This is a genomic window from Nonomuraea cavernae, assembly GCF_014646355.1.
GTDB lineage: Bacteria > Actinomycetota > Actinomycetes > Streptosporangiales > Streptosporangiaceae > Nonomuraea > Nonomuraea cavernae.
In genome coordinates this window covers 28,180-54,289 of record NZ_BMNH01000024.1, presented here as the reverse complement: position 1 = coordinate 54,289, position 26,110 = coordinate 28,180, and the positions used below count along the sequence as shown (strand labels likewise).

8 protein-coding genes are annotated in these 26,110 nt (G+C 72.8%); all 8 read right to left on the bottom strand.

The window, feature by feature from the left end; translation table 11 throughout:
• Positions 1 to 3: 3 nt before the first annotated feature.
• On the bottom strand, positions 4 to 1,065 hold the full coding sequence (locus IEY82_RS29310) for a flavin-containing monooxygenase (protein WP_189127483.1): 1,062 nt from the start codon (positions 1,063 to 1,065) through the stop codon (positions 4 to 6).
• 106 nt (positions 1,066 to 1,171) lie between these two features.
• The gene (locus IEY82_RS29305) at positions 1,172 to 1,570 is read right to left on the bottom strand and encodes a DUF3224 domain-containing protein (protein WP_189127482.1); all 399 of its coding nucleotides are present in this window, start codon (positions 1,568 to 1,570) and stop codon (positions 1,172 to 1,174) included.
• Between the two features lie 77 nt (positions 1,571 to 1,647).
• Positions 1,648 to 2,901: a beta-ketoacyl synthase N-terminal-like domain-containing protein gene (locus IEY82_RS29300; RefSeq protein WP_189127481.1), complete on the bottom strand. Its 1,254-nt coding sequence runs from the start codon at positions 2,899 to 2,901 to the stop codon at positions 1,648 to 1,650.
• Positions 2,898 to 3,149, bottom strand: coding sequence for a phosphopantetheine-binding protein (locus tag IEY82_RS29295; protein WP_189127480.1), 252 nt, complete (start codon positions 3,147 to 3,149; stop codon positions 2,898 to 2,900). Before IEY82_RS29295 ends, IEY82_RS29300 begins: the two co-directional genes overlap by 4 nt.
• Positions 3,134 to 4,351, bottom strand: coding sequence for a hydroxymethylglutaryl-CoA synthase family protein (locus IEY82_RS29290; protein WP_189127479.1), 1,218 nt, complete (start codon positions 4,349 to 4,351; stop codon positions 3,134 to 3,136). The genes IEY82_RS29295 and IEY82_RS29290 overlap by 16 nt, the downstream gene beginning before the upstream one ends.
• Positions 4,348 to 4,584 (bottom strand): phosphopantetheine-binding protein, encoded by a 237-nt coding sequence (locus IEY82_RS29285; protein WP_189127478.1) that lies wholly within the window; start codon positions 4,582 to 4,584, stop codon positions 4,348 to 4,350. The genes IEY82_RS29290 and IEY82_RS29285 overlap by 4 nt, the downstream gene beginning before the upstream one ends.
• On the bottom strand, positions 4,571 to 5,533 hold the full coding sequence (locus tag IEY82_RS29280) for an LnmK family bifunctional acyltransferase/decarboxylase (RefSeq protein ID WP_189127477.1): 963 nt from the start codon (positions 5,531 to 5,533) through the stop codon (positions 4,571 to 4,573). Before IEY82_RS29280 ends, IEY82_RS29285 begins: the two co-directional genes overlap by 14 nt.
• Positions 5,520 to 26,108 (bottom strand): SDR family NAD(P)-dependent oxidoreductase, encoded by a 20,589-nt coding sequence (locus tag IEY82_RS29275; protein WP_189127476.1) that lies wholly within the window; start codon positions 26,106 to 26,108, stop codon positions 5,520 to 5,522. Before IEY82_RS29275 ends, IEY82_RS29280 begins: the two co-directional genes overlap by 14 nt.
• Positions 26,109 to 26,110 lie beyond the last annotated feature (2 nt).

The window sequence follows — 26,110 nt, the reverse complement described above, 5'->3', positions numbered from 1 at the left end:
CCATCAACCCCTTCTGCCGGCCACCGCTTGGGGACGGAACTGCCTGATGCGCTCGACCAGATAGGCCGCGTCGTCCTTTACCCACCAGATGAGCGCCGAACCGTAGGAGTGCTGGCACTGCATGCCGAGGATGTAGAGCCCCGGGGCGGACGTCACGCCGCGCTCCTGCGCCGGGGCGCCGGCGTCGTCCAGCACCGGCACGCGCATCCAGGAGTAGTCGTAGCGGAAGCCGGTGGCCCAGACGACGGCGTCGACCTCGGCCGAGCGGCCGTCCTCGAAGCGCAGCGTGCGGCCGTCGGCGTCGACCGTGCGGCCGACGAGCTCGAAGCCGTGCCGCCGGGCCAGTTTCTTCAGGCTCGGCCCCACCAGGATCGTCTTCTTGTGCAGGCGGTCGCGCTCGCCCATCAGCGGCTTGGCGATCAGCCCGAACTTGTCGCCCCACCAGTGCAGGCCCTTGCCGAGGAAGCGGCGGCCGAAGTGCGGCAGCGGCGAGCCCTGCGACAGCAGGACGCGGCGACCGGCGGCCAGTTCGGGGGCGATCTGCGCGCCGGAGTTGGCGGCGCCGACCACGACGACCGTGCCGCCGGGCACCTGGGACGGGTTGCGGTAGCGGCCGGTGTGCACCTGGAAGACGTCCGGGTCCAGCCTGCTCGCGAGGTCCGGCAGCTTCGGCAGCCGGTAGGCGCCGGTCGCGACGATCACCTGAGGCGCCTCGAACGTGCCCTTCGTGGTCTCCAGCCGGTAGCCGCCTTCGATGGGCTCCAGGGAGGTGACGCGGGTGCCGAGCCTGACCGGCAGGTCGAACTCCCTGCCGTACGCCTCCACGTAGTCGGCCATCTCCTCCTTGCCGGGGAAGCGGTTCTTCCTGCCGGGGAAGCGCAGGCCGGGCAGGGCGCAGTACTCGGCGATCGTGAAGAGCTCCAGCGAGTCCCAGCGCTGCCGCCACGCCTCGCCGAGCCGGGGCTCCTCGTCCAGGATGACGAAGGGGATGCCGGCCTGCTTCAGGTAGTAGCCCGCGACGAGCCCGCTCTGGCCGCCACCGACGACGATCACTTCAGTGTCCATGCGGCCATCGTTCCGCGAGGGCGCGGGCCGGTCTGCTCAACACTGAGCACTCCTGACATGCGGGTACGCGGGGCGCGTGGCCCCGCGTACCCGATGTGGGAAGCGCCTACTTGAGGGTGAAGTTGAGGGTGACCTCCGCCGAGCCGTCGCTCTTGGAGACGTAACCCCCCTTGCCGCTCAGCCCCTTCAGCTCGTCGGTGCCGGAGTCCGGCACGACGAACCAGTCGGCCTTGGCCTTGCCGCCGTCGAAGGTGCCCGTCGTCTGCAGCACGAAGGAACCCTTCTTGCCGCGGACGCTCCCGACGACCTTCTGCATGCCGACGAAGCTGGCGTCGCTGTCGCTGGCGTAGGCCATGAGGTACTCGGCCCGGCCCTCTCCTTCGATGTCACCGCTGAAGGCGTTGGTGACGTGGGCCTGAGTGAGCTTGGGCTGGCCCTTCTTCTCCTCGTAGGGCTTCTCGTCCCATCCGGTGATCTGGTACGAGCCCTTACCTTGGGTGGTCATGTCAGCTCCTTCTTTGCTCGGTGTTGCGCTACCCCTGACTCCGGGCGCTATGCGTTCACCGGCGATTCGCCGCCGGCTCAGCGCTCGCGCCCGAGGACTATGCACGTGTTGAAGCCGCCGAATCCGAAGCTGTTGGACAGCGCGTAGCGGATGTCGGCGTCGCGAAGCCGGCCCGGCGCCAGGCGGCAGTCGTCGTTGATCGGATGGCGCAGGTTCAGGTTGGGATGGACGAAGCCGCCGCGCATCTGCACCACGGTGGCGATCGCCTCCACCACGCCGGCCGCGCACATGCAGTGCCCGACCAGCCCCTTGGTGGAGTTGACCCACGGCCGGCCGAAGCTGTCGCCGAGCGCCCGGCGCAGCGCGGCCAGCTCGGCCAGGTCGCCGCTCGGCGTCGCCGTGGCGTGGGCGTTGACGTAGTCGATGTCGCGCGCCCCGACGCCCGCGTTGGCCATGGCGTTGACCATCACCTTGGCCTCGCCCTCCTCGCGCGGGTCGGGCAGGCTGTTGGCGTCCAGCTTCAGGTCGTAGCCGCACAGCTCGGCCAGGGTCGTCACGCCGCGGGCGGCGGCCGAGCGGGCGCTCTCCAGCACGACGCAGCCGGCGCCCTGGCCCGGCACGAACCCCTCGTGGTCCTCGTCGAACGGCCGGCACCTGGCCTTGTGCGGCTCCTCGACGCCGGCGACCGCGCCCAGCGTGGCCAGCCCGCGCTTCTCCATCGGCGACAGGTCGGTCATGGCGCCCACCACCAGACAGACGTCCACGGCTCCCGACTCCACCAGCCGGGCGGCGTTGATGAGGCCCACGTTCCCGCTGGCCGAGGCGCCGCCCACGGTGTAGCCCTCGCCCCTGATGCCGAACACCTGGCTGAGCGTGCCGACCCGGTCGGTGTCCATGAAGTGCAGGGCGAACCTGGCCGGCAGGTGGGCCGGGTTGTCCTCGTACTTGGGGTGCAGGTCGTGCGCGTAGCCGGAGCTGAGGTTGTGCCCGGCCACGACCAGGCCCATCCGCTCCGGGTCGGCCTTCGCCTCGTGCAGCCCCGCCTGTTCGAACGCCTGCATGGCGGCGACCAGGTCCATCTGCAGCGGCCGCGGTGAGCGGCTCGCGGCGCGCAGCGCGCTGCGGCGCGTCTCCTCGGGCAGGCGATGGCGCGCCGCCACGGCGTCCCTGAAGCGGAAGCCCTTGACCAGGGCGGCCAGCCTCGGTCCGCCGTCGCCGGGATCGGGCACTGGGCCGATCCCGCACCGGCCCGCCCGCAGCGCCCTGGTGAACGACGGCACGGTGGAGGCGATCGAGCAGACGATGCCCATGCCGGTGACGACGACCCTCATGCGTGCCTCGCCAGCAGGTCGACCAGGGACCTGATGTCGTGCACCTCCTGGAACTCCGACACCGGCACGGTCAGCCCGAGGTCCTCCATGCTCATGGTGACCACGTCGGCCCGGTCGACGCTGTTGGCCCCCAGGTCGGTCAAGGTGCCCTCGGTCGTCACGTCGCCGGGCCGCAGGTCCGGCAGCACCTTCAGGACGTTCTGCTTGACGGTCTCGAAAATCTGCGCGTCGGTCATCTTGCCAGCCATTCGTAGGTTCGGTGATAGTCCTTCGTCCCGGTGTTCACCAGGAGGTCACGGTCGAAGCGGGCGCGGCCGAGCAGGTGCTCGTACGCGCCCACGTCGACCTCCCTGTCCCGCTCCGGCACGAGGCAGGTGAGCGTTGCGGGCAGCAGCGCCGCGTACTCGTCGAAGCCGAGCTCGCAGCGGCCGTCCAGCTGGTCGCCGATCCGCATCGCGGCCAGCGTCCGCGCCGACTCCTCGTCCACCAGGCCGCTGAAGAACTCCGAGGAGCAGCCGGAGCCGTAGGAGTAGAGGCCGACCCGGGCCGCGCCGTCCAGGGCGGCGTGGTCGATCAGGCTGGCCAGCGCCAGGTAGACCGAGCCGGAGCAGAGGTTGCCCACCCGGCTCGGGTAGGCCAGCGACGGCAGCATCCGCCGCTCGAAGTCCTCCTCGACCGACGCCGTGCCGCCCCCTGACTCCCGCATCAGCTTGCGGTGCGCGGCCTTGACCATCCCGGCGAACGGGGTGTGCATGGCCAGGTAGTCGAAGGTGGTGGCGAAGTCGGCGTTGTCCACCTTGGCCTGGTAGCCCGCCAGGCAGTTCGTGAGGCAGTCGAGGTAGGCGAACAGCGAACGGTCGGAGTCGGCGATGTCGAACGTCGGCTCCGGCCGCGCCGAGTCCATGGTCTCGTAGCTGTGGTTGCCGAACGCCCCGAGGTCCAGGTCCAGGATGCGCGGCCGGTCACTGATCAGGACGGCGGCCGCCCCGGCGCCCATCGCGGGCTCCGCGTAGGCGGCCCGCTCGTCCACCAGCGCCACGTCCGTCGCGATGACCAGCGCCTTCGCGCCGGGCGACACGCCCGAGGCGACGTACGCGGCGGCGAGCTGGACCGCGGCCGTCGCCGCGTAGCACGCCTGCTTGACCTCCACGACGCGGCAGCTCTTCGGCAGGCCGAGGTACTCGTGCGCGTAGGAGGCCACCGACTTGCTGTAGTCCAGGCCGGACTCGGTGGAGGTGATCAGGATCTCGATGCGGTCGTCGTCGGCGATCGGCCGGGCGGCGTTGACCGCGTTCGTCACCGGGTCCTCGAAGGGCAGGCCGACCGAGCGGTTGCGCATCATCAGGTTGCCCAGGCGCTCGGCGTCCAGCCCGCGCCCCTCGAACAGCGCCGGCACCGGGATCTGGGCCAGGCCGCAGTAGACGTTGAGTGCCTCGATTCCGACGTTCACCTCAGACGCTCCCACAGGTAGTCGACCAGGGCGTCGATGCTGGGCACGCCGCCGAAGGAGGACAGCGGCTCGGAGACGCCGAGCCGGTCGAGCACGGCCAGGATGATCTCGACCCGGTCCACGGAGTCCGCGCCCAGGTCCTTCAGGTGCGCCCGGCCGTCGATCTCGACGCCGGGCAGGATCTCGTCGATCGCCTTGTGCACGACGCCTTCGACGTGTTCACGCGTCGCCATCGGTGTCTCCCCTCCTGAGCAGGTGCAGGGTGCTGACCGCGATCGTGCGGCCCCGGTCCTCCATGACGAGGTTGACGATCTCCTCGTTCTCGTTCTCGTTCGCGTTCTCGTTCGCGTTCTCCTTCGCGTTCTCGTTCGTGGCCGCCGGCCAGCACTCCAGGCGGAGGCGCAGCACCGAGTCGGCGTTCGCGTTGCCCAGGTAGCAGAGCCGCTGGTCGAGCACGACGCGGCCGAGGAAGTCCGCGACGCTGAAGCCCCGGTGCCGCCAGAAGCGCAGCAGCGCCCAGTCGATGATCGAGAAGTAGGAGGCGAAGTAGAGCAGGCCCACGCCGTTGAGGTCCCTGGACGGCTCCACCGGGTAGTCGGCGGTGAACGTGACCGGATCGTCCGGCTTGCGGTCCAGGAAGGTGCCGGTGCTCCTCGCGTGGCTGTAGACCCTCCTCGGCGAGTACGCCCCGGGCAGCGTCGGCAGGTGCTCGTGCCTGAAGTCCACCGGTGACGACTTGACCAGGCCCTCGTTGCTGCCCGGGGCGCTCCGCGCGATCCAGCGGTTGAAGGTCTCCACGTAGATGGAGCCGGGGTCGTCGAAGGCGTAGAACCGGTCCGGGTCGAGCGGCCCGGCCTGGGCGCCGTCGCGGCCGATCCGGTGCAGCGCCAGCACCGACTCGCTGCCGAAGCCGAACAGCCTGGAGGTGACCTCCAGTTCGTCGCCGAACGTCAGCGCGTTGACGTGCAGGTCCCGGCTGCCCCGGACGTGGAAGTAGTAGAACGACAGGTACGTCGGATCGCCGGCCGCGTTCCTCGCGTCGAAGGCGTTCGTGCCGCACAGCGCGCTGACCGTGTCCCAGGTCCAGTCGCCGACCTCGCCCACGAACAGCGAGTTGGGCCCGCACATGCCGGGTTTCACCAGCGCGGTCCTGGTCACGGTGCTTTCGTCAATTCTGTTCATCGAGGAACTCGCAGATGAGCCGGTTGACGTGGCCGGGGCTGGTGAGCTGCGCGAAGTGCCCCGCGTCGGGGATCTCCTCGTAGCGGGCGTCGGGGATCAGGCCGTGCAACAGGTGCGCGGTCTTGGGCGGGATCACGGTGTCATGCCGGCCCTGGATGATCAGGGTGCGCGCCCGGACCTCCTCCAGCCGGTCGCCGAGGTCGGGACGCTCGGCGAACACGTCCAGGTACCGCAGGCCGACCTGCGGGGCCATGCTCTCCGCGCGCAGCAACAGCCGCATCAGCCCGGCCCGCCGCTCGCGCAGCCGCTTCGATCCGCTGCCCTCGATGACCCGGTCGAAGTCCTGGGTGGCCACCACCTCCAGCTTGTCGATGTCGCCCACGCGGTTGCCGATGCGGTAGGAGCTGCCGATCAGGATCAGCGACTCGGTGTCGTCCGGGTAGGCCAGCGCGTACGTCAGGGCGATCAGGCCGCCGAACGACGCCCCGGCCACGTGCGCGGGGCCTCCCGCGACGTCGTGGCAGAGCCGGGCCAGGCCGTCGAGCGACAGGTCGGCGGCGGCCGTGGTGTTGCCGACTCCCGGATGGTGCACGCTCGTCACCCGGTGGCGGTGCGCCAGGCCCTCGAACTGCCGGGCGTAGACGCCGGCGCCGATGTTGAACGGGTGCATGAGCAGGAGCGGCGGTCCCGAACCGGCGCTGAACACCTCGACGTCCCCGTCCGGGGTGTCCACGATCTCGTGCGCGACGTCGGGATTGTGCTCGCGCAGGATCGCCAGGTTGGGGTTGTCCGCGTCCTCACTCTGTGGTCCGGTGTTCTCACTCCGTGGTCCGGTGTTCTTTCTGCGTGGTCCCGCGTTCTTGCTCCGCTGTCCGGCGGGCTTCGTGGGAGGGGCGTCGCCGCCGAGGACGGCGCCCAGGCGGGCGGCGGCGTCCTTGGCCTCCTCGACGCTCAGGCCGACCGGCACCGCCAGCCGCACCAGGCCCTCGCGGCCGAAGTGCGGAGCGCCCCGGATGCCCGTCTCCCGGAAGATCCGGACGTGGTCGGCGTCCTTGAGCAGCACGCAGTGGCCGCCGGCCGGGCCGTCCAGCGGCACGCCCGACTCCGAGAGGCCCTGCCAGAGCGCCGCCACCGCGTCCATCCGGGCGCGCACCTGCTCGACCACCGTCTCGCGGTCCTCCAGGGCGGCCGCGATGATTCTGCGGTTGGCCAGGCCGACGTCCCTGCCCCATGTCTCCAGCCGCTCGGCGACCTGCCGCCGCAGCGCCTCGTCGCGGGTGGCGAGCAGCCCGCCGAACGGTACCCCGAAGTCCTTGGACAGGCTGATCGTCGCGCTGTCGGCCAGGCCCAGGATCTCGCGGACGACCTCCCACACGTCCTGCCCGTCCGCGATCGCCACCGCGTTGTCCACGACGCGGGCGCCGTCGATCACCAGCGGGACGCCGTGCCCGGCCGCGGCCTCCTTGACCGCGCGCAGGTTCGCCAGGGAGGTCGGCCGGCCGCCGGCCGCGTTGTTGCTCACCTCCACGCAGACGAACGACACCGGCTCGTCCCCGGCCAGCTCCGACCGGAGCGCCTCGACGTCGAGCTCCGCGAGCTCCGCGCCACCGGGAATCTCGACCGGCTTGAACCCGTTGTCGGCCAGGCTCAGGAACCACGTCGGGAACAGGCCGTTGTGCAGCACCCGTCCTCTCCGCCCCGGCCACGACCGGCACAGCAGCGCCTCCGCCGACCGGCCGGATCCCGTCGGAACCACGAACGGGAACGGCAGGCCCTCGAGCCCCGGCGCGTCCGGGCGGGCGGCCGACCGGTCCGTCAGCCGCCGCAGCCGCTCGGCGATCCAGGGGGCGTCCAGCTCGGCCCAGGAGTCGGTGATCAGGTCGGTGGTGATGTGGTGGGCGGGGACGCGGGCCGGCTCGTCGCCGTGCGCGGCCAGCAGCTCGACCCTGGCGGCCCGCCGCTCGTCGGTGCTCCCGGAGCCCTTCCCGCCCGCGGCGGGCTTGCCGTCCGCGGCAGGCTTCCGGTCCGCGGCGGGCTTCTCGGCCGCGGCGGATCTGACGTCCGGGTCCGCGATCATGAGGATGATCTCGGACACCGGGGTACGGTCCGGCCCTTCCGGCTGGCACAGGTAGAGGGGGACGTTGACCGGCCGGAACTTGTTCTTGAACTGGAAGTTCCCCTCACCGAAGACGCCCATCGAGCGCAGCTCGTCCAGCGCCTCCCTGACGTCCGGGGCCGCGTTGGCCGACTCCTCGGTCTCCACGCCGAAGCTCGCGCCGAAGCTGAACATCGTGCGTCCCTCGTCCACGAGCTGCTCGATGACACGCACGATCGCGAACTCCAGCCCGCCGAGCGGCATGCCCTTCGGGTAGAACTCGACGTCCAGCAGATAGCCGTTCTCCGACGGGATCTCCGTGATGACGACGGCGTTGGCCACCTCGTCGTCCAGATAGGTGACGAAGACGCGGTGCCTGCGGTCCAGGCGCCCCTCCTCGATCTCCCGCCGGACGACCGCCACGTACGGGTTGACCATCTGCTTTCCTTCGGCCCACTCGTCCACCAGCTCGGCCAGCCTGTGGTCCATCGCGGGGTCGTCGCCCGAGCGGTACTCGACCGTCCGGCACTCGCCCGCCTTGCGGAAGCGCCGCACCATGTAGCGCAGGCGCTCCATCCGCCCGCCCTTGAGGGTGAACGAGCCCAGGTCCTCGAGCCGCTGCACGGCCCCGAACGGCGTCGCGCTGTACGGCTGCCCGGCCACCTCGCGCACCGGGACGAGGGACAGGAAGTTGGGCCGCAGGCCGTTCGCCTTCGCGTAACCGGTGTACTCCTCGACCAGCTCGTGGAAGTACTCCTCCGAGCCCGCGTAGCTCCAGGCCAGCAGGTTGCCGCCGTTCTCGGAGAAGTGCAGGTATCCCTTCCTGGCCGACCCGATGAAGGCCAGCGGCGCGATGTCGCGGCCAGCCAGGCCGCCCTCCTTGGCGTGACGGCGGTCGATGCCCTCCACCAGGTCGCGCAGCTCCGGATGCCGGGGCAGGTCCCGCTTCAGCAGCACGACCGGCTCACCGTCGCGCGCCTCCGCCTGCCGCAGCGCGGGCCCGTCCGGCTCCGGCGGGCTCTGGACGGCGTCGGCTCCGCACTCGTCGCGCAGGTACGCGGCCAGCTCCGCGAGCGTGGGGTGGTCGAACAGGAGGGTCTTGTGCAACGCGCCGACCTGCTTCTCCAGGGCGCTCACCACGCGCAGCATCTCGAAGGAGGTGAGCCCGTTGTCGGCGAAGCCTCGGTCGCGGTCGAGCGGGCGCTCGATAATCGAGCCGATCAGCTCCGCGAGCTGCTCCTCCAGGCCGGTCGACGCCTTCACCCGCACGGACTCCCGCTTCGGCTCCGGCTCCGGCTTCCGGTCCGGCTCCGGCTTCCGGTCCGGCTCCGGCTCCGGCTCTGGCCTGGTCTTCAGCTCCGGCTCCGGGGCGGGCTCGGGACGGGGGGCGTCGGCGATCGCCGCCTCCACGGCACCGGCGAGCCGGTCCACCGTGTCGTACTCATACAGCTCCGCCGCCTGCAGGTCGAGGGAGAAGGCGGTGTTGATCGCCTTGACCAGCTCCATCCTGAAGATGGAGTCGAGCCCCAGCTCCCCGAAGGGAGTGTCCACGTCCACGCCGGCCGGGTCGGTGTCCAGGATCGCGGAGAGCCGTTCGCGCAGCATCTCCTCCACCCCGGCGGGACCACCGGCGCTCCCGGCGGGCGCGACCGGCGTCTCGTCCAGCCGCACGGCCTCCGCCCGCTCGGCCGGACCGGCTCTGCCCGGCTGAGCGCGACCCGCCCGCCCGGCCGGGCCGGCCGCGCCCGGCGCCTGACCGCCCTTGGCGGCGCGCAGGCGCACCTTCCCGTCGCTCGTCCGCCGGACGGCCCCGTTGGCCTGCGGGGCGGCGTCAGCCTGTGGGGAGGCGTCGGCCTGCGGGGCGGGCGTCGGCGTGGGAACGGTGAACCAGTGCTCGGTGCGGGCGAAGGGCGGGCCGGGGAGCGAGACCCGCACCGGAGGCGGGTCCTGCCACAGCCGAGGCCAGTCCACCTCGCTGCCGGAGACCCACGCCTGCGCGATGTCCTCCAGCCCGGTACCCCACGGCGCCGGGGCGTCCTTGCGGGCGGTGCCCCTGTGCACCTCGTCCAGTTCGCCGCTCAGCGCCCGGACCGCCTGCTCGCGATCCCGGACGACCACGGCGAGCCGCTCGGCCAGGGGGCGGCGTCCGATCTGCAGCGTGTAGGCGATGCGGTCGAGGCCGATCTCCGGATGTTCCCGGATGTGGCGGGCGACGTTCGCCGCGTACTCCTCCAGGGCCTCCCGGCTGGCCGCCGACAGGACCAGCAGCCGCGGCTCGCCCGCGGTGTCCGCCGGGATCTCCTGCCGGTACGCCGCCAGCACCACGTGCGCGTTGGTGCCGCCGAAGCCGAACGAGCTGAGCCCGGCCACCCGGTCCGCCGCGTCCCACGGCGTGAGCCGCGTGTTGATGGCGAACGGAGTCCCCTCCAGCCGCACGTACGGGTTGGGGCGCTCGTAGTTGATCGTCGGTGGCAGCGCCCCGTGACGCATGCAGAGCAACACCTTGAGCAGCCCGGCGATGCCGGCCGCCGCCTCCAGGTGCCCAATGTTGGTCTTGACGGAGGCGAGAGCGATGTGCGGGGCGTCCGGCGCGGGCAGCCCCCGGTCGGCGTACAGCCGGGCGAACGCCTTCTTCATGCCCTCGATCTCGATCGGGTCGCCGAGTCTGGTGCCGGTGCCGTGCGCCTCGATGTAGCTGACCTGCGTGGGATCGACGTCCGCCTTGCGGTAGGCGTCGAGCAGCACGCGCGCCTGCGCCTCGGGGTTGGGCGCGGTGAGCGAGCTGGCCCGGCCCCCGTGGTTGACCGCGCTGCCCCTGACCACGGCGAGGATCTGGTCGCCGTCCGCCAGCGCCGCCTTCAGCGGCTTGAGCAGCACGGCGCCGCAGCCCTCGCCCCGGCCGTAGCCGTCGGCGCGCTCGTCGAACGTCTTGCAGACGCCGTCGTCGCTGATCATGCCGGACTTGGCGAACGCGATGTAGAGTCCCGGGCTCAGCGTCAGGTTGACGCCCCCGGCGATGGCCGCGTCGCATTCGCCGTCCTCGATGGCGCGCACCGCGTGGTGCAGGGCGACAAGGGAGCTGGAGCAGGCGGTGTCCACCGCCTCGCTCGGGCCGCGCAGGTCGAGCAGGTGCGAGACGCGGTTCGCCAGGATGCAGTCGGCCACGCCGCTGGCGGTGTGCGCCTCGACCGGCACCCCGTGCTCGCGCAGCAGGTCGTCGTAGTCGCACGCGGACACGCCCGCAAACAGGCCCGTCCTGGTCCCCGCCAGGTCGGAGGGCCGGTAGCCCGCGTCCTCGACGGCCCGCCAGACGGTCTGCAGGAACAGCCGCTGCTGCGGGTCCATCATCGCCGCCTCCTTGGGCGAGATGCCGAACAGCGCGGCGTCGAAGGAGCGCACGTCGTCGAGGAACCCGGCGCGGACGTTCGCCGTCTCGGGGTTCTCGCGCAGCTCGCGCCGGTCTTCGGGGACCGAGCGGGTGAGGTCGCGCCCTTCGGCCAGGTGCCGCCAGAAGTCGTCCAGATCGGAGGAGCCGGGCAGGCTGCCCGCCATGCCGACGATCGCGACGCCGCCGAGCACGGCCGGGGAGGTCCCGGCGCCGGGCCGTGGGGGCGAGTTCACGGTCTCCGGCGCCGGGCCTGGCTCGGCGTTCTCCCGCTGCCCGGCGGGCTCTTCGGCGGGCTCGGTGGCGCGCTCGGCGGGCTCGGCGGGCTCGGTGGCGGGCTCGGTGGCGGGCCTTTCGGCAGGTCGGGGCGGCGTGTGGGCGGCGGCCACCTCGGCCGGGTGCTCCGCGAGGAGGTGGTCGCCGAAGGCGGCCAGGTTGGACGCCTCGAAGAGCACGGTCGGCAGCAGATCCAGCTGGTACCGCTCGTTGACCTGGTCCACCAGCTCGGCCAGGGAGATCGAGTCGAATCCCATCTCCATCAACTCGGCGTCGAGGTCCACGTGCTCCTCGCCCACCAGCAGGAACCCGGCCGCCGCCCGGCGCAGCTCCGCCCGGACCGCCTCGGCCAGATCGTTCGGATCGCCGCCGGACCTGGTCGGCTCCGGCGCGGACATGGGCTCGCTCATCTCCATAACCTCGGGTTCGGGGGTCGCGGGCGGCTGGGACTGTTCGGGTACGGGCCTGGAAGGGCCCTCGACCACGGCGAAGCTCGTCTCGGGGCCGGCGAGCCCCCTGGCGAAGGCGGTGAGCCCGGCGGCGGTGCCCATCGGGACGCTGCCCCAGCGGCGTTCGAACAGCCGGCGGGTGGCGTCGTCCACCGTCATGCCGCCCTCCTCCCACAGCGGCCAGCCGACGGCGAGCGTTCTGCCGTGCCCGAGCCGCTCGCGCCGCTCGGCGAAGTGGTTGAGGAACGCGTTGGCGTAGGCGTAGTCGATCTGCCCGATGTTGCCGGTCTCGGCCGCCACGGACGAGAACAGCGCCAGGAAGTCCAGCGGCTGCCCGCGCAGGGCCTCGTCGAGCAGGGTGGTGCCGAGGATCTTGGGACTCAGGACGGCCTGGGTGTCCTCGGGACGTTTGCGCACGGCCCGGGCGTCCCGGTGGATTCCGGCGGCGTGGATGACGCCGTGGAAGGGGCCGTGCCGGTCGAGCAGCTCGCGCAGGTCGCCGGCCGAGCACACGTCGGCGCGCACGTAGACGGCGGGCAGGTCGGCGATCCGGCGTGCGACGTCGTCACTGGGCTCGGACCGTCCGGTCAGGACCAGCTTCGCCGCTCCCCGCTCGGCGAGGAATCGGGCGAAGGCCAGCCCGATGGCGCCGGCGCCGCCGGTGATCAGGTACGTGCCGTCCCGCCGGACGTCCAGACCCGGCGAGGGCGGCTCGTACGGCTCCATGTTCTTCAGCAGGCGGGTGCCGTCGCGGTAGGCGACCTCGGAGACCCGCCGCTCCGGGCCGGTGTCGGCGCCGGGCGCACGCAGCTCGGCCGCGACCTGCGCCGGATCCGCTCCGGTGACGCAAACGCCGCCGAACCTGGTGTGCTCCAGGGCCAGCGTTCTCAGCGCGGCGGCCAGGGCGGTGTGGTGCGGCTCGCCGGTCGAGGCGGACACCACCACCCGCAGCGGGCCCCCTTCGCGCAGCACGGCCGTGGCCGTCCACAGCAGGGCGTGGAAGGCGGCGCTGCCGGGGAACGGGTCCGACGGGGCGATCACGAGCGCGTCCGGCGTCTTGTCCAGGTCGCTGAGGAGCAGGCCGGCGTGCTCAGGTTCGGCCGGGTCGATGGTGTACGAGCCCGCGTCCGAGGAGAACGCGTCTCCGAGCCGGACCCGGACGCCGCCGAGCGCCTCGGCGAGCCGGTCGTCCTCGGTGACCACCAGGAGCGTGCTCGGCTCCCAGGTCTCTTCGGGAAGCGGGGCGGGCGTCCAGACCGGCCGCAGGTAGGTACACCGCACGTCAGCGGCTCCCCCTCCCACCGGCCCGCCCTCGGCCGCCGACCCCACGGCCGACTCGGACACCGACTCCACGGCCGGCTCAGCGGTCGGGTCGGACGGCAGCCAGTAGCGGCGCCGGTCGAAGGGGTAGGGCGGCAGCGTGACACGGCTCGGGTGCGGTGCGGGCCACCTCGCTCCCCAGTCCACGCGGGCGCCCGCGACCCACCTCGCGGCAAGCCGCTCGACGCCGTCCACCCCGGCCACCGACGCGATCTCGCCCCGTCCGGCCTCCGACGGAACCGCGTCCGACCCGGTTTCCGCCGTCCCGGCGGTGACTCCCTCGGCCTCGCCGGTGTCCGCGAAGGACCGCAGCCGTTCGGCGAGCTCGTCCAGGCCGGCGGCCCGCACGGCGAGCCGTTCGGACAGCTCCGCCCGGCCGACCTGGGTGGTGTAGGCCAGTTCGGCCAGCCCCGCCGTCCCGCGCGCGGCGAGGTCGGCGACTCCACCCGCCATGGCGCGGAGCTGGGCGGGGGTGCGCGCCGAGAGCAGCACCACGTGCTCCCCCGCGTCCGCGGGCTCCGGCGGCGTCCCGGTGGAGGGCACGTACTCCTCCAGGACCACGTGCGCGTTGGCCCCGCCGGCCCCGAACGAGCTCACCCCCGCCCGGCGCGGGAACGTCTCGTCGTCCAGCACGGGCCGGCGCCAGTCGGTCAGCCGGTCCGGCGGCCGGAAGGGCGACGCGGCGAAGTCGATCTTCGTGTTGGGGGTCACCAGGTTCGCGCAGGGAGCCACCTGCCCGTGCTGGAACTGCAGCAGCACCTTCGTCAGCCCAGCGATGCCGGCCGCCCCCTCCAGATGCCCGATGTTGGCCTTGACGGAGCCGACCATGCGGTCCACGCCGTCTCCCTGATCGGAGCCGAACGCCCTGGTCAGGCTGGCGATCTCGATGGGGTCGCCGAGCGCGGTGCCCGTACCGTGCGCCTCGACGTAGGAGACGGTCCGCGGGTCCATCCCGGCGCGCCGCACCGCTTCGGAGACCAGTTCGGCCTGGGCGCCCGGGTTCGGCACGGTGTAGCCGGCGGTCTTCCCACCGGCGTTGGCGAAGGCGCCCTTGATGACGCCGTAGATCCGGTCGCCGTCCGCCTCGGCGTCGGCCAGGGGCTTGAGCAGCACCGCGCCGACGCCCTCACCTGGCACGAAGCCGTCCGCCGCCTCGTCGAACACCTTGCAGGCGTCGTCGGCGGCGAGCATGTTCAGCGAGCAGAGCGAGACGAAGTGGGCGGGGTGCAGGATGAGGTTTACGCCGCCCGCGATGGCGTGCGCGCACTCGCCGCGCCGCAGGCTCTCGCAGGCGAGCTGGATCGCGGTCAGCGAGGACGAGCAGGCCGAGTCGACGGCGAAGCTCGGCCCGCGCAGGTCGAAGAAGTACGACACCCGGTTGGCGATCGACCAGTACGCCGAGTGCGCCCCGGCGAACCTGCCGCGCGGCCAGCCTTCGGCCGCCGCCATCCGGCCGTAGGAGCCGTACATGGTGCCGACGAACACGCCGGTGCGCGGCTGCCTGGTGTGCTCGCTCAGGTAGCCGGCGTCTTCGAGCAGGGTCCAGGCGGTTTCCAGGAACAGGCGCTCCTGCGGGTCGGTGATCTCGGCGTCTCGCGGGAGGATGCCGAAGAACGGCGCGTCGAACTCCTCCACGCCCTCGATGAATCCGCCCCACCGGCTGTAGGTGCGCTGCTTGCGGCCTCGTTTGGGGTCGTACAGGGCGTCCAGGTCGAAGCGGTCCGCCTCGGTGACGCAGTTCGCCCCTTCCGCGAGGTTGCGCCAGAAGGCGTCCAGGTCGGGTGAGGCCGGGTAGCGGCCGGTCACCGCGACCACGGCGATGTCGAGGGCCTGCGAAGCGGGCTCCCGCCGCCGCGTGACCCGCGCTGGCTCCTCCCGCGCGGGCCGCTGTCCCAGGGCCGCGCGCAGGCGCTCGCCGTGCTCGGCCTCCAGGTGCGCGGCCAGCTCCTCGATGGTGAGGTTCTCGAACAGGAGGGTGGACGGCAGCGGGCCGAGGTCCTGCTCGAACCGGTGGATGACGTTCTGGCTCACCAGCGAGTCGATGCCGAACGTCTCGAACGTGGCGCGCTCGTCCAGGTCGGTCGTGCCGTACTTGAGCACCTCCGCGAACACCCGCCTGACGTAGTCGCGCGCGCCGCCGCCGGTGCCGGGGGAGGCCGCCTCGCCCACCAGGACGCACTGGTCGAGCTCCTCGACCGGTGTGCCGGGGATGCCCAGGGTGCGGGCAGGGGTGAGGCCGGCGTCCCTGAACGCCCGGTGCCACTGGACCGCACTGAGCAGCGGGCTGTGCGGCAGCCGCAGTTCCTCGTCCGTGAAGCGCCACCACCCCGTCGTCAGCCCGAAGGTGAGGGTCAGGAAGTCGGCCGCCCGGGTCACCTCGTTGACCAGCAGCCGCCCGCCGGGGCGCAGCAGCGCCGCCGCGTTGCGCAGCGTCCGGCCGACGTCGGCGGTGGCGTGCAGCACGTTCGTGGCCAGCACGACGTCGTACACCCCGGTCTCGAAGCCCTGCTCGGACGGGTCCCGCTCCACGTCGAAGAGGGTGTAGACGAGGTCCGGGCGACGCTCGCCGAACTCCCGCTCGCCATGGCGCAGGAACCCGGCCGAGATATCGGTGTAGGTGTATTCGATGTCCCGGCCTTCGAGGGCGTCCAGCACGAAGCCGGTGCTCGCGCCGGTGCCGGCCCCGATCTCCAGGACGCGTCCGGCCCCGCCGCGGGCGACCTCCTCGCCGAGCAGCCGGTTGAAGTGGTCAGAGACCGCCTGCCCCTTGTAGACCTCTTCGACCAGGCTCATCGACCCGCCGGGGAACAGCACCTCCATGGGGTCGCGCTCACCCGACAGCACGCCGGGCAGCGCCTCGACGCACGCGGTCAGCAGCTTGACGTGCGGTTCCAGGTCGGGGAAGCGGGCCAGCACCTCTTCCGGCGACGGCTCGCGCGCCGGCCTGTCCAGCAGGTGGAGGACGGCGGCGCGCAGCCGCCCGCGGCCCTCCGGGACCTCCCGAACGGTGCGGATCCGGTCCGCCGAGCGACGTAGCAGGCCGCGGGCCAGCTCGTCGAGCGCGGCGAACGCCGCCCGGCCCCGCTCCAGCGAGGCCCACTCGCCGGTGGCGGCGGCGCGCACGCCGATGCGGGCCAGCCCCTCCGGCTCCGCCTTGACGACGAGCGCCTGCCGCACACCCGCCTTCAGGAGGGTCGCCAGCGCCGCCATGCCCTCCTCGGGCTCGATCGAGGCGATGCCCAGCTCGGCGAACCTGCCGTCGTAGCCGCCGCCCGAGACCGCGCCGACGCTGCCCCAGTAGCCCCAGTTGATCACGCTTACCGGCCGGTCACGCAGACTCAGCGCGTAGGCGTCCTCGAACGTGCTGGCGGCCGCGTAGTTCGCCTGCCCCCCCACCTCGACGAACGAGGCCGCCGAGGAGAAGTAGGCCAGGAAGTCGAGCGGCTCGTCCGCGAGCGCCTCCGCGAAGACGACCGCTCCGGCCACCTTGGGCGCCAGCACCTCGGAGAAGGCGTCGTCGTCCATGTTGGCGAGCGTCTTGTCGCGCAGCACCAGGGCCGCGTGGAAGGCGCCGTGGATCTCGCCGAACCGCTCCCGCGCCGCCTCGACGGCCCTGCCGAACGCGGTCCGGTCGGCGACGTCGGCCGGCAGGTACACGGCCTGGCCTCCGAGCGCCTCGATCTCGGCGAGCTGCTCGTGGATCTCCGGCGTGGCCTCGCGGCGCCCGACCAGCGCGAGCCGCGCGCCGTGCTTGGTGGCCAGCTCCCTGCTCAGCGTGCGGCCGAGACCACCCGTTCCTCCCGCGATCAGGTACGTCCCGCCGTCCCGGTACGGGCTGCCCTGGGCGTCCAGGGTCAGCGGCTCCAAGGTGCGGACGTACCGGCGCCCGCCGCGCAGGGCGACGAGGTCATCGGCGCAGCCCTCGGCGCGCACCAGACGGGCGAGGTCCGCGGGACGCGGCGGCGTGGCGCCCACGTCGATGGTTGCGACGGTCCAGCGCGGGTGCTCGGCGGCCACCGCTCTGGTCAGGCCGATCACACCCGCCGCGTGCGGGACTGTCTCCTCGTCCCCGACTCGCACGGCTCCCGCGAGAACCACCTTCACCGTGGGCGCCCATCCGCCGCGCGCCCGCTCGGAAAGTCGTTTGACCAGGCGGAACACGTCGCGCGTTGTCGGATCGTCCGCCGGCGTCGAGGTGTCCCGGCCGGTCCCGGCGAGGACGTACACGGTGTCGTACCGCTCCTCCGGGAGGCCGGGGCCGTCCAGCGGCGCCAGGCGGCCGCCCTCGTGCGCGGCCAGCAGGGCGCGAGCGAGCGGCTCGCCGGCGGGGGTGTGCAGCACGAGCGCCCGCCCGCCGCCCACGGCCGGTCCGGCGTTCTCCTCCTCGCGCCAGACCGGCGCGAAGATCATGCCTTCGGCTGTGGCGCGGGGCGGCCTGGTCCGCAGGACGACTCCCTGGAACTCGGCCCGGACCTGCCCGTCGGCGTCCGCGAGCCGGACCGTGTACCTGTCCCGGCCCTCCTCGATCACGTGCGCGTAGGCGGGGCCGGTGACCGGCCCGTGCAGCTCGGCCACCTCCACACTGAACGGCATCGCGGGTTCGGCGCCCTCCGGACGCAGCGCCACGATGCTCTGGAGGGCACCGTCCAGGAGCGCCTCCCAGCGCGCGCCGTCCCGCAGGACGCCGAGGGCCTCGCCGGTGCCGACGCGGATCTCGCGCAGCACCCGGAACGCGGGCCCGTAGTGCAGCCCGGCGCGGTCGAAGGCGCGGTAGAGGTCCTCGGTGGGGCGGCGGCCCAGGCAGCGGGCCTCGATCTCGGCGACGTCCAGCCGCCGCCGCTCACCGCTCGCGCGCCGCAACCTGCCGTGGGCGTGCCCGCCCAGCTCGAATCCGCCGTCGTCGTGTATCACGACGTCCAGGGGACGCGCCTCACGCACCTCGAACGGGCGCAGCCAGCGGACCCGCTCGAACCGCACCGGAGCGGGCAGCCCGCTACGGTCGGCGGTGATCGTCAGGAAGGCCACGCCGGGCAGCACGGGAGTGCCGTCGATCCGATGATCGGCCACCAGGAGGTCATCGGGACGCACCCACGCTTCGCGACCTTGCGCCTCATAGGCGTTCGCTTCACGAGCGTCCTCTCCACGAGCGTTCGCTTCACGAACGTCCTCTTCACGGGCGTTCTGAGCGGGCGCAGGCCGTGCCGGGCGGCCGTTGGGGCCGTTGGGGCCGTTGGGGCCGTTGGGGCCGTTGGGGCCGTTGGGGCCGCCCCAGTGGCGCTGGTCGTCCGCGAACGGGTACGTCGGCAGCGGCACCCGCCGCCCGCCCGCGCTCAGGTCGCTCCAGTCCAGATCGTCCCCCGACGCGTACCGCTCGGCGAGGCGTCCCGCCTCGCCCCGCGCCGCGCGGGCGCCGTCGCGCAGTTGCCCGCGCAGATCCGCGAGATCCCTGGCCACGTACGCGCTCCGCGCCCCCGCCAGGTGACGCCTGCCGACGGCGAGCGTGTGCGCGACGTCGCGCACGTCCAGCTCCGGGTGGTCGTCCAGGTGGCCGGCCAGCTCGGTGCGCAGCCGTGCCAGGGCCCGCTCGTCCGACGCCGACAGGGGCACGACGACGTCCGCGCCGCCGTGCGCGTCGGCGCGGGGTTCGCGGGAGGGCGCCTCGGAGACCACGAGGTGGCAGTTCGTCCCGCTGAAGCCGAAGCTGCTCACGGCCGCCACCCGCTCCCCGGAGCCGTCGGCCGTCCACTCCGACAGCTCCGTGACCACTTCGAGCGTGCCGTCCGCGAAGTCGATTTTCGGGTTGGCACGCACGAACCCTGGCGACGGCGGCAACCGACGGTGCCGCAGCGCCAGCAGCGTCTTCAGCAACCCGCCGATCCCGGCCGCCATCGTGGTGTGGCCCACGTTCGCCTTGAGCGACCCGATGCGGCACGGGCGCTCGCGGGCCTCATCCGTGCCGAACACCTTCGCCAGGGCCTTGACCTCGATCGGGTCGCCCAGCTCCGTCCCGGTGCCGTGCGTCTCGACGTAGTCGATCGCGCCGGGCCTGACGCCGGCCCGGCGGTGCACCTCGGTGAGCAGTTCCGCCTGCGAGGACGCGGAGGGGGCGGTGATGCCGTTCGACGCGCCGTCGCCGTTGACGCCGCCGGCCCGGATCACGCCGTGCACGTGGTCGCCGTCGGCCAGCGCCCGGTCCAGGCGCTTCAGCACGACCACGCCGACGCCCTCGCCCAGCACGATGCCGTCCGCCGACTCGTCGAAGGGCGCGCAGGTCCCGGTCGGCGAGAGCATCCCGGCCTTGCTGCACCAGACGTGCATCTTCGGGGTGTTCATCACGGCCACACCGCCCGCGAGCGCCGCCTCGCACTCCCCGCGCCGGATGCTCTCGCAGGCCAGGTGCACGGCCACCAGCGAGGACGAGCACGCGGTGTCCACGGCCATGGTGGGCCCGCCGAAGTCCAGCAGGTACGCGATCCGCGCGGGCAGCACCGACGAGGCGTTGCCGAGGAAGGCGTGCCCGGTGTCGTCACGCCCGGCCTCGGCGAGCAGACTCGCGTAGTCGCCCGCCCCGCAGCCGACGAAGCACCCCCACGGCCTGCGGCCCGACCTGCCCGCGTACCCGGCGTCCTCCATGGCGTGCCACGCCTCCTGCAGGAACAGCCGCTGCTGCGGGTCCATCGTCTCCGCCTCAAGCGGGGAGACGTTGAAGAAGCCCGCGTCGAAGGCGTCGACGTCGGCGAGCATGGCCGCCCACTTGCTGTACGTCCTGCCCGGCGCCATCCGATCGGTGTCGTACACCTGCGACACGTCGAACCGCTCGGGCGGGACCTCCCGGATGCTGCACCGCCCGGCCGCCAGGTTCTCCCAGAACGCCCGGAGGTCCGGCGCGTCCGGGAAGCGCCCGGCCATCCCGATGACGGCGATGTCACCGTCACGTCCCGAGACCTCCGAGGTGGTCTCCACCGCCTCCAGCGTGACCTTGCCGGCCCGCGCGAACGTCTCCTCGACCCCGGCTCCCGGCTCGGCGCGGTCACCGTCGAGCAAGGGCAGCCGAACGCGACCTGTCCGCTCCGGCTCGGCGGATTCCACAGCCACGGCCCGCCCGGCCCCCTCGGCCCGCTCGGACTGCCCGACCTGCCCGACCTGCTCGGTCTGCTCGGTCTGCCCAGACTGCCCGGCCTGCCCGGCCTGCCCAGACTGCCCGGCCTGCCCAGACTGCCCGGCCTGCCCAGACTGCCCGGCCTTCTGCGTCTGCTCGGCCCGTTGGGTCTTATGGGTATGCCCGACCGGTTCGGCCTGCTCGGCCTGTCCGCCCTGCTCAAGCTGCTCAGGCTGCTCGGCCTGCTGGGTCTGCTCGGTCGCGGCAGGTTCCTCCTCCGTGGTCTTCCGCCCGGGAGCGGGCCGTGGCGAAGGGAGATTCAGGCCGTCGGCGTTCGCGGCGTCGCGGACGGCGTCCACCAGCGCGGGAATGGTCGGATGGTCATAGACGGCGACGGAGTCCAGGTCGAGGCCGAAGCCTCGGTTCAGGTCGCGGACGATCTCCACGGCGCCGATCGAGTCCAACCCCATCTCGCTGAAGCTCAGCGAGTCGTCCACCTCGTGGGCCTCCAGGTAGAGGTGGTTCATGAGCGTTGCCTCGACAACGCGCCGCACCTCCGCCGGGTCGGGGCCGGCGTCCGTGGCGACCGGCTCGTCGCGGCGTCCGCTCTGCTCAGGACGTACAGGCTCAGGACGTACAGGCTCAGGACGTACAGGCTCGTGACGTACAGAATCAGGACGTACAGAATCAGGACGTACAGAATCAGGACGTACAGGCTCGGGACGTGCGGGTGCGGGGCGCTCGGTCCGGGGCTCGCCCTTGAAGGTGTCCACCTTGGCGAAGTACTCGTCGACCCGGGCCAGCGACTCCTCCCCCAGCACGCGCTCGTGCATCCCGGACTCCCCGGCGATCACACCGGACAGCCGGTCGAGTATCCGTCCGGCCAGCTCGGACTTGAGCGCCCGCAGCGCGGGCAGCGGCAGGGCGGCGATCGACCGGGCGTGCCTGAGCGCCGCCTTCAGCACGTCCCGCCGCGGCAACACGGTGACGCCGGCCCCTCGCCGGGCGAGTTCCTCGCCCGTGACGGAACGGCCGGTGTAGAGCATCTCGTGCGCCGGCGAGCGGCCGAGCCGTTCTTCGAGGATGTACGTGGCGCCCATGCCCGGCGTGAAGCCGAACTTCATGAAGTTGGCGCTGTAGACGCCTTCGGCGGCCATGATGACGAGGTCGGCGAACAGTCCGAAGGCCAGCCCGCCGCCCGACGCGTGCCCCTGAACGGCGGCGATGACCGGCCGGTCGCACCGCAGCAGCCCTTCGTACAGGAACGGCACGTCCGTGAAGCGGCCTTCGCCGCCCGCGAGAGTGCGCAGCGCCTCCGGTGTGGCGCCCATGCTGAAGACGTTGCCGCTGCCGGTGAGCACGACCGCCTTGACGTCCTCGCGTCCGGCGATCTCGGCGAACACGGCCCGCAGGTCGTCGATGAGCTCCCGGGTGAACATGGCCCCTTCCGAACCCATGACCACCAGCGCCACGCCTTCGAGCAGCACCTCGAACCGCACCCCTTCCCCGTCCGGCAGGACCTCCTCGGCCTCGCCCGGCTGCTCGACGGGCACGGACACGACGGAGGGCTGCTCGACGGGCACGGAGGCGACGGAGGGCGCGGGAGCCTCGTCGGCCGTGGCAGGCGTGCCGCGCTGCCAGCGGCCGACCCAGCAGCTCTCCTCCTGGAACGGGTAGAGCGGCAGCGACAGCAGCCGCCCGCCGTCGTGGCAGTCGCGCCACGGCACCTTGGCCCCCTCCGCCCAGGCCGCCGCCACCTCCTCCAGCCGTCCGGCCCGGAACAACCGCACGCATTCCTCACCTGTCGGCATCCCGTCCCCGCTGCCCGAGCCGGTGAAGGCTCCGGAGCCGAGGCTCTCGCCCCGCGCGTACGCCTCCAGCCGGGTCCGCAGCTCGGCCACGTCGTTCACGACGAGCGCCAGCCGTACCGCCATGCCGGTCCGTCCCACCTGGGAGGTGTAGGCGAGGTCGGCCAGGGCGGGGCCCGGCCCGGCCAGGTCGGCCACGGTGTCGTCGAGTGAGAGCCCGCGCCCCAGCTGGATCAGCGCGGCGGGATCGAGGCCGAGGTCGCCCAGCGAGTCGGCGGGGTCGAGCTGGTCGGCGGGGACGCCGATCAGCGCGGCCACCCGCTCCACGGCCGGGGCGGAGTCAGCCGACGACAGGAACCCGATGTAGGCGCGGGCATAGTCGCGCAGCGCCTCGGGCGTACGGGCGGAGAGCACGAACAGACAGGGCCCGTCCGCGCCGGCCTCGTCCGAGGTCCGCTCGGAAGCGGGTTCCGTGTGCTCCTCGACCAGGACGTGCGCGTTCGTGCCGCCCGCGCCGAACGCGCTGACCCCGGCCCGCCGGGGCGTGCCGTCCGTGCGGGCCCAGGGTTCGAGCGCGCGCTGCACGTGGAAGGGCGTGGCGTCGAAGTCGATCTTGGGGTTCAGTTCCTCCGCGTGCAGGGACGGCACCAGCTGCCCGTGCTGGAGTTGCAGCAGCACCTTGGTGAGCCCGGCGATCCCGGCGGCGCCCTCCAGGTGGCCGATGTTGGACTTGACCGAGCCGATCGCGCGGTCCGCGCCCTCCGGCAGGGCCTGGCGCATGCCCTCGACCTCGATCGGGTCGCCGAGCGAGGTGCCGGTGCCGTGCGCCTCGATGTAGCCGATGCTCGCCGGGTCCCAGCCGGACCGGCGGATCGCCGCCCCGATGAGCGCGGCCTGGGAGCGCGGGCTCGGGACGGTGGCGCCGCTGGTCTTGCCGGTGTGGTTGACGGCGGTGGCGGCGATGACGCCGTAGATGTGGTCGCCGTCCTCCCTGGCCCGCGACAGCGGCTTGAGCAGCACGGCCCCGACGCCCTCGCCGGGGACGTACCCGGTGCCGCCCGCGCCGAAGGCGCGGCATCGGCCGTCCTCCGACAGCCAGTGCCCCTGGGCGAGCTGCAGGTACTTCTGCGGGTGCACGGTCGCGTTCACACCGCCGGCCAGGGCAAGGGTGCATTCACCGCGCCGCAGACTCTCGACGGCCAGGTGCACGGCGGTCAGCGAGGAGGAGCAGGCGGTGTCCAGCGCGAGGCTCGGCCCGTGCAGGTCGAAGGTGTAGGAGACGCGGTTGGCGATGGAGGCGTGCATGGCCGTGGGGGCGACACCGCCCTCCCCGCCCTCGACCAGCTGGTAGTGGTTCCACATGACGCCCGCGAACACGCCGACGCTCTCCTTCGACAGCGCGTCCGGCGGGTAGCCGGCGTCCTCCAGCGTGTGCCAGCAGGTCTGCAGGAACAGCCGCTCCTGCGGGTCCATGCGTTCGGCGTCGCGGCGGGAGATGCCGAAGAAGGCGGGGTCGAAGCGGTCTACGCCGTCGAGGAAACCGCCCCATTTGCCGTACGTCCTGCCCTCGCGGCCCTTCTCGGGGTCGAAGATCTCATGGTGATTCCAGCGGCCGTCCGGGATCTCCTCGATGCAGTCGCGTCCTTCGGCGAGGTTGCGCCAGAAGGCCCGGAGGTCGGGCGCCTGGGGGTAGCGGCCCGCCATGCCGACGACGGCCACGGGCTCCTCACCGCGTCCCGTCGGTCCCTCGCTGGAAGACCCGGCGACCGGACGCGCGCCCGTTGACGGCGCGGTCGTTGAGGGCGGGGTCGTTGAGGGCGGGGTCGTCGAGGGCGGGACGGTCGACGGCGGGCGCGGCAGCAGGGTGGTGATGCGTTCGGCATCGCCGTGCAGCACCGCCAGGACGTGCTCGGTGCCGCTCAGGGCACGGTCGAGCACGTCCAGCGCGGCCTCGCTGGGCAACGGAACCATCCCGGTGGCCGTGCGGGCGCGCTCGATCGTGTCCGGCCCGACCCGCATCCCGCCCTCGGCCCAGTACGGCCACGCCACGACCAGGGTCCGGCCGGGCCGGTCCGCCCGCTCCGCGCGCCGGCGCGCGAAGTCCTCCAGGTAGGCGTTCGCGAAGGCGTAGTCGGCCTGGCCTGGGTTCGGCAGGGACGCCGAGATGGACGAGAACACCACGAAGCAGTCAAGGTCGTCGTCCTTGGTCGCGGCGTCGAGGTTGCGCACGCTCAGCGCCTTGGCCGCCACCACGGCCTCGATGTCGGCGGCCCGCTTGCCGGGGTAGAGCCCGTCGCGGTTGACACCCGCGCAGTGGATGACGCCGTCGACGCGGCCGTGGCGCTCGCGCACCGCGGCGAGAGCGCGCTCGACCTCGTCCGGGCTGGTCAGGTCGGCCGCGACCTCCGCGCTCCTGCTGATCGGCACGGCGATGGCCTGGTGGTGGCGTTCCAGGTGGCCGGCGAGGATCCGGCCGATCCCGCCCGTCCCGCCGGCGATCACGTACACGCCGCCCTTCCTGAACGGTACGGCGCCGCCCTCGTCACGCGGCTCGGCCGCAGTCCAGCCCGCCTCGCGTGGGTCGGCCGGAAGCCAGCGGCGCACCAGGCGCTCACCCCGCACATAGCGGATCTCGGACTCGCTGGAGGCGTCCCTGAGCGCGTCGGCCGGGGCCGCGCCGTCCAGGCGGATGCTCCGGCAGCGGATCAGCGGGGTCTCCGCCGTGATCGTCCTGGCCAGCGCGCCGACGGCCTCGTGGGAGGGGTCGTCGCCGGTGTGCGCCCACGTGATGGTGACCGGCCGCTCCGGCTTCGTGGCGAGGACGGCCCGCGCCAGCTCCCAGACGGCCAGGCAGGGGTCGGCGGGCTCCCCCGCCTTGGCGCGGAGCAGGAAATGCCGGGAACCGTCGGGCTGGGTGCCGGGGGTGATCTCGCGGTACTCGCCGGGATCGTCGCCGTCCGGCGGCATCGGCACCCACACGTCACGGAAGCACCGCGTCTCGCCCCCGCCCGGCACCGGCACCGGCTCCGGCTCCGGCAGCGAGATGTCGTAGGCCGAGGACAGGTGGGCGGCGAGCGTGTCGATGTCGCCGTACTCGAAGAGCAGCGTCGGATAGAGCCGCCGCCCGACGACCTGCTCCAGTTGCTCGCCGATGTCCACGAGCGTGACCGAGTCCAGGCCGAGGTCGTAGAAGCCGGTGTCGGTGGGCACCTCGCCGGGAGAGCGGCCGAGCGGCCCCGCGACCAGGGCGCGCAGGTGGCCGACCAGGTCACCTGCGCCGTTGTGGCCCACGGCGGGCCGCTCCGGCGGCCCGGAGTGCTCCAGCAGCCGCTCGATCAGCCGCGGCGACCTGATGCGCTTGCACGACAGCCCGCCGAACCCCGCGACGAAGCGTCCCCGCTCGTCGTAGAGCCCGAAGTCGTTGGTGATCACGTCCCCGGACGGCGCGATGGTCTCCGGCCGCGGCGCGTACACGTAGAAGGCGGCCCCCAGCCGCTCGGGCGCGCGGAACTCGGCGATGTACACCGGGATGAACGGTTCCTCCCCCGACGCCTGCGTCTGCCCGAGCCCGGCCAGCGTGGCCGCGTCCAGCCGGGCGGGGTGCAGGTGGAAGCCTTCGTGGCCCGGAGCGGGCGACTCCTGCCGCAGCTCGGCGAGCAGGTAGCCGTCGCCGTGATGCAGCCGCCCGGCGCACTTCATCGGCTCGCCGTGGCTGATGTCCTCGGCTCTGGCGCGGGCGTACAGCTCCTCCATGTCGCCCTGCCGTCGCGCGCCCCTCCTGAGCGCGTCCACGTCGATCGGGCCGGGCACGGGGCCTCCGGGCGTGCCCACCTTGCCGGTGAAGTTCCGCCGCCAGCCGGACAGCGGCGTCCCGTCCCTGCTCCAGCGGCTCTCCGCCTGAACGTCCTCGCCGTCCACGGTGACGCGGATCTCGCGGTCGGCCTCCGGCCTGGTGACGATCGCCTCGGTGAACAGCACCTCGCGCAGGACGATCTCCCCCGGGTCGCGCCCGGTCGCGATCAGCGTCCGGAACACGAGATCGAGGAACGTCACCCCGGGCATGACGGAAACGTCGTGCACCCGGTGGTTCCGCATGATGAAGTCCGTGTGCTTCAGCGTGGTGTGGCACTCGATCGCGGGCATGG

Bases quoted from the DNA above. Each gene is read 5' to 3' on its own strand.
- IEY82_RS29310 (WP_189127483.1), bottom strand. From the start codon at position 1,065: ATGGACACTGAAGTGATCGTCGTCGGTGGCGGCCAGAGCGGGCTCGTC.
- IEY82_RS29305 (WP_189127482.1), bottom strand. From the start codon at position 1,570: ATGACCACCCAAGGTAAGGGCTCGTACCAGATCACCGGATGGGACGAG.
- IEY82_RS29300 (WP_189127481.1), bottom strand. From the start codon at position 2,901: ATGAGGGTCGTCGTCACCGGCATGGGCATCGTCTGCTCGATCGCCTCC.
- IEY82_RS29295 (WP_189127480.1), bottom strand. From the start codon at position 3,149: ATGGCTGGCAAGATGACCGACGCGCAGATTTTCGAGACCGTCAAGCAG.
- IEY82_RS29285 (WP_189127478.1), bottom strand. From the start codon at position 4,584: ATGGCGACGCGTGAACACGTCGAAGGCGTCGTGCACAAGGCGATCGAC.
- IEY82_RS29280 (WP_189127477.1), bottom strand. From the start codon at position 5,533: ATGAACAGAATTGACGAAAGCACCGTGACCAGGACCGCGCTGGTGAAA.
- IEY82_RS29275 (WP_189127476.1), bottom strand. From the start codon at position 26,108: ATGCCCGCGATCGAGTGCCACACCACGCTGAAGCACACGGACTTCATC.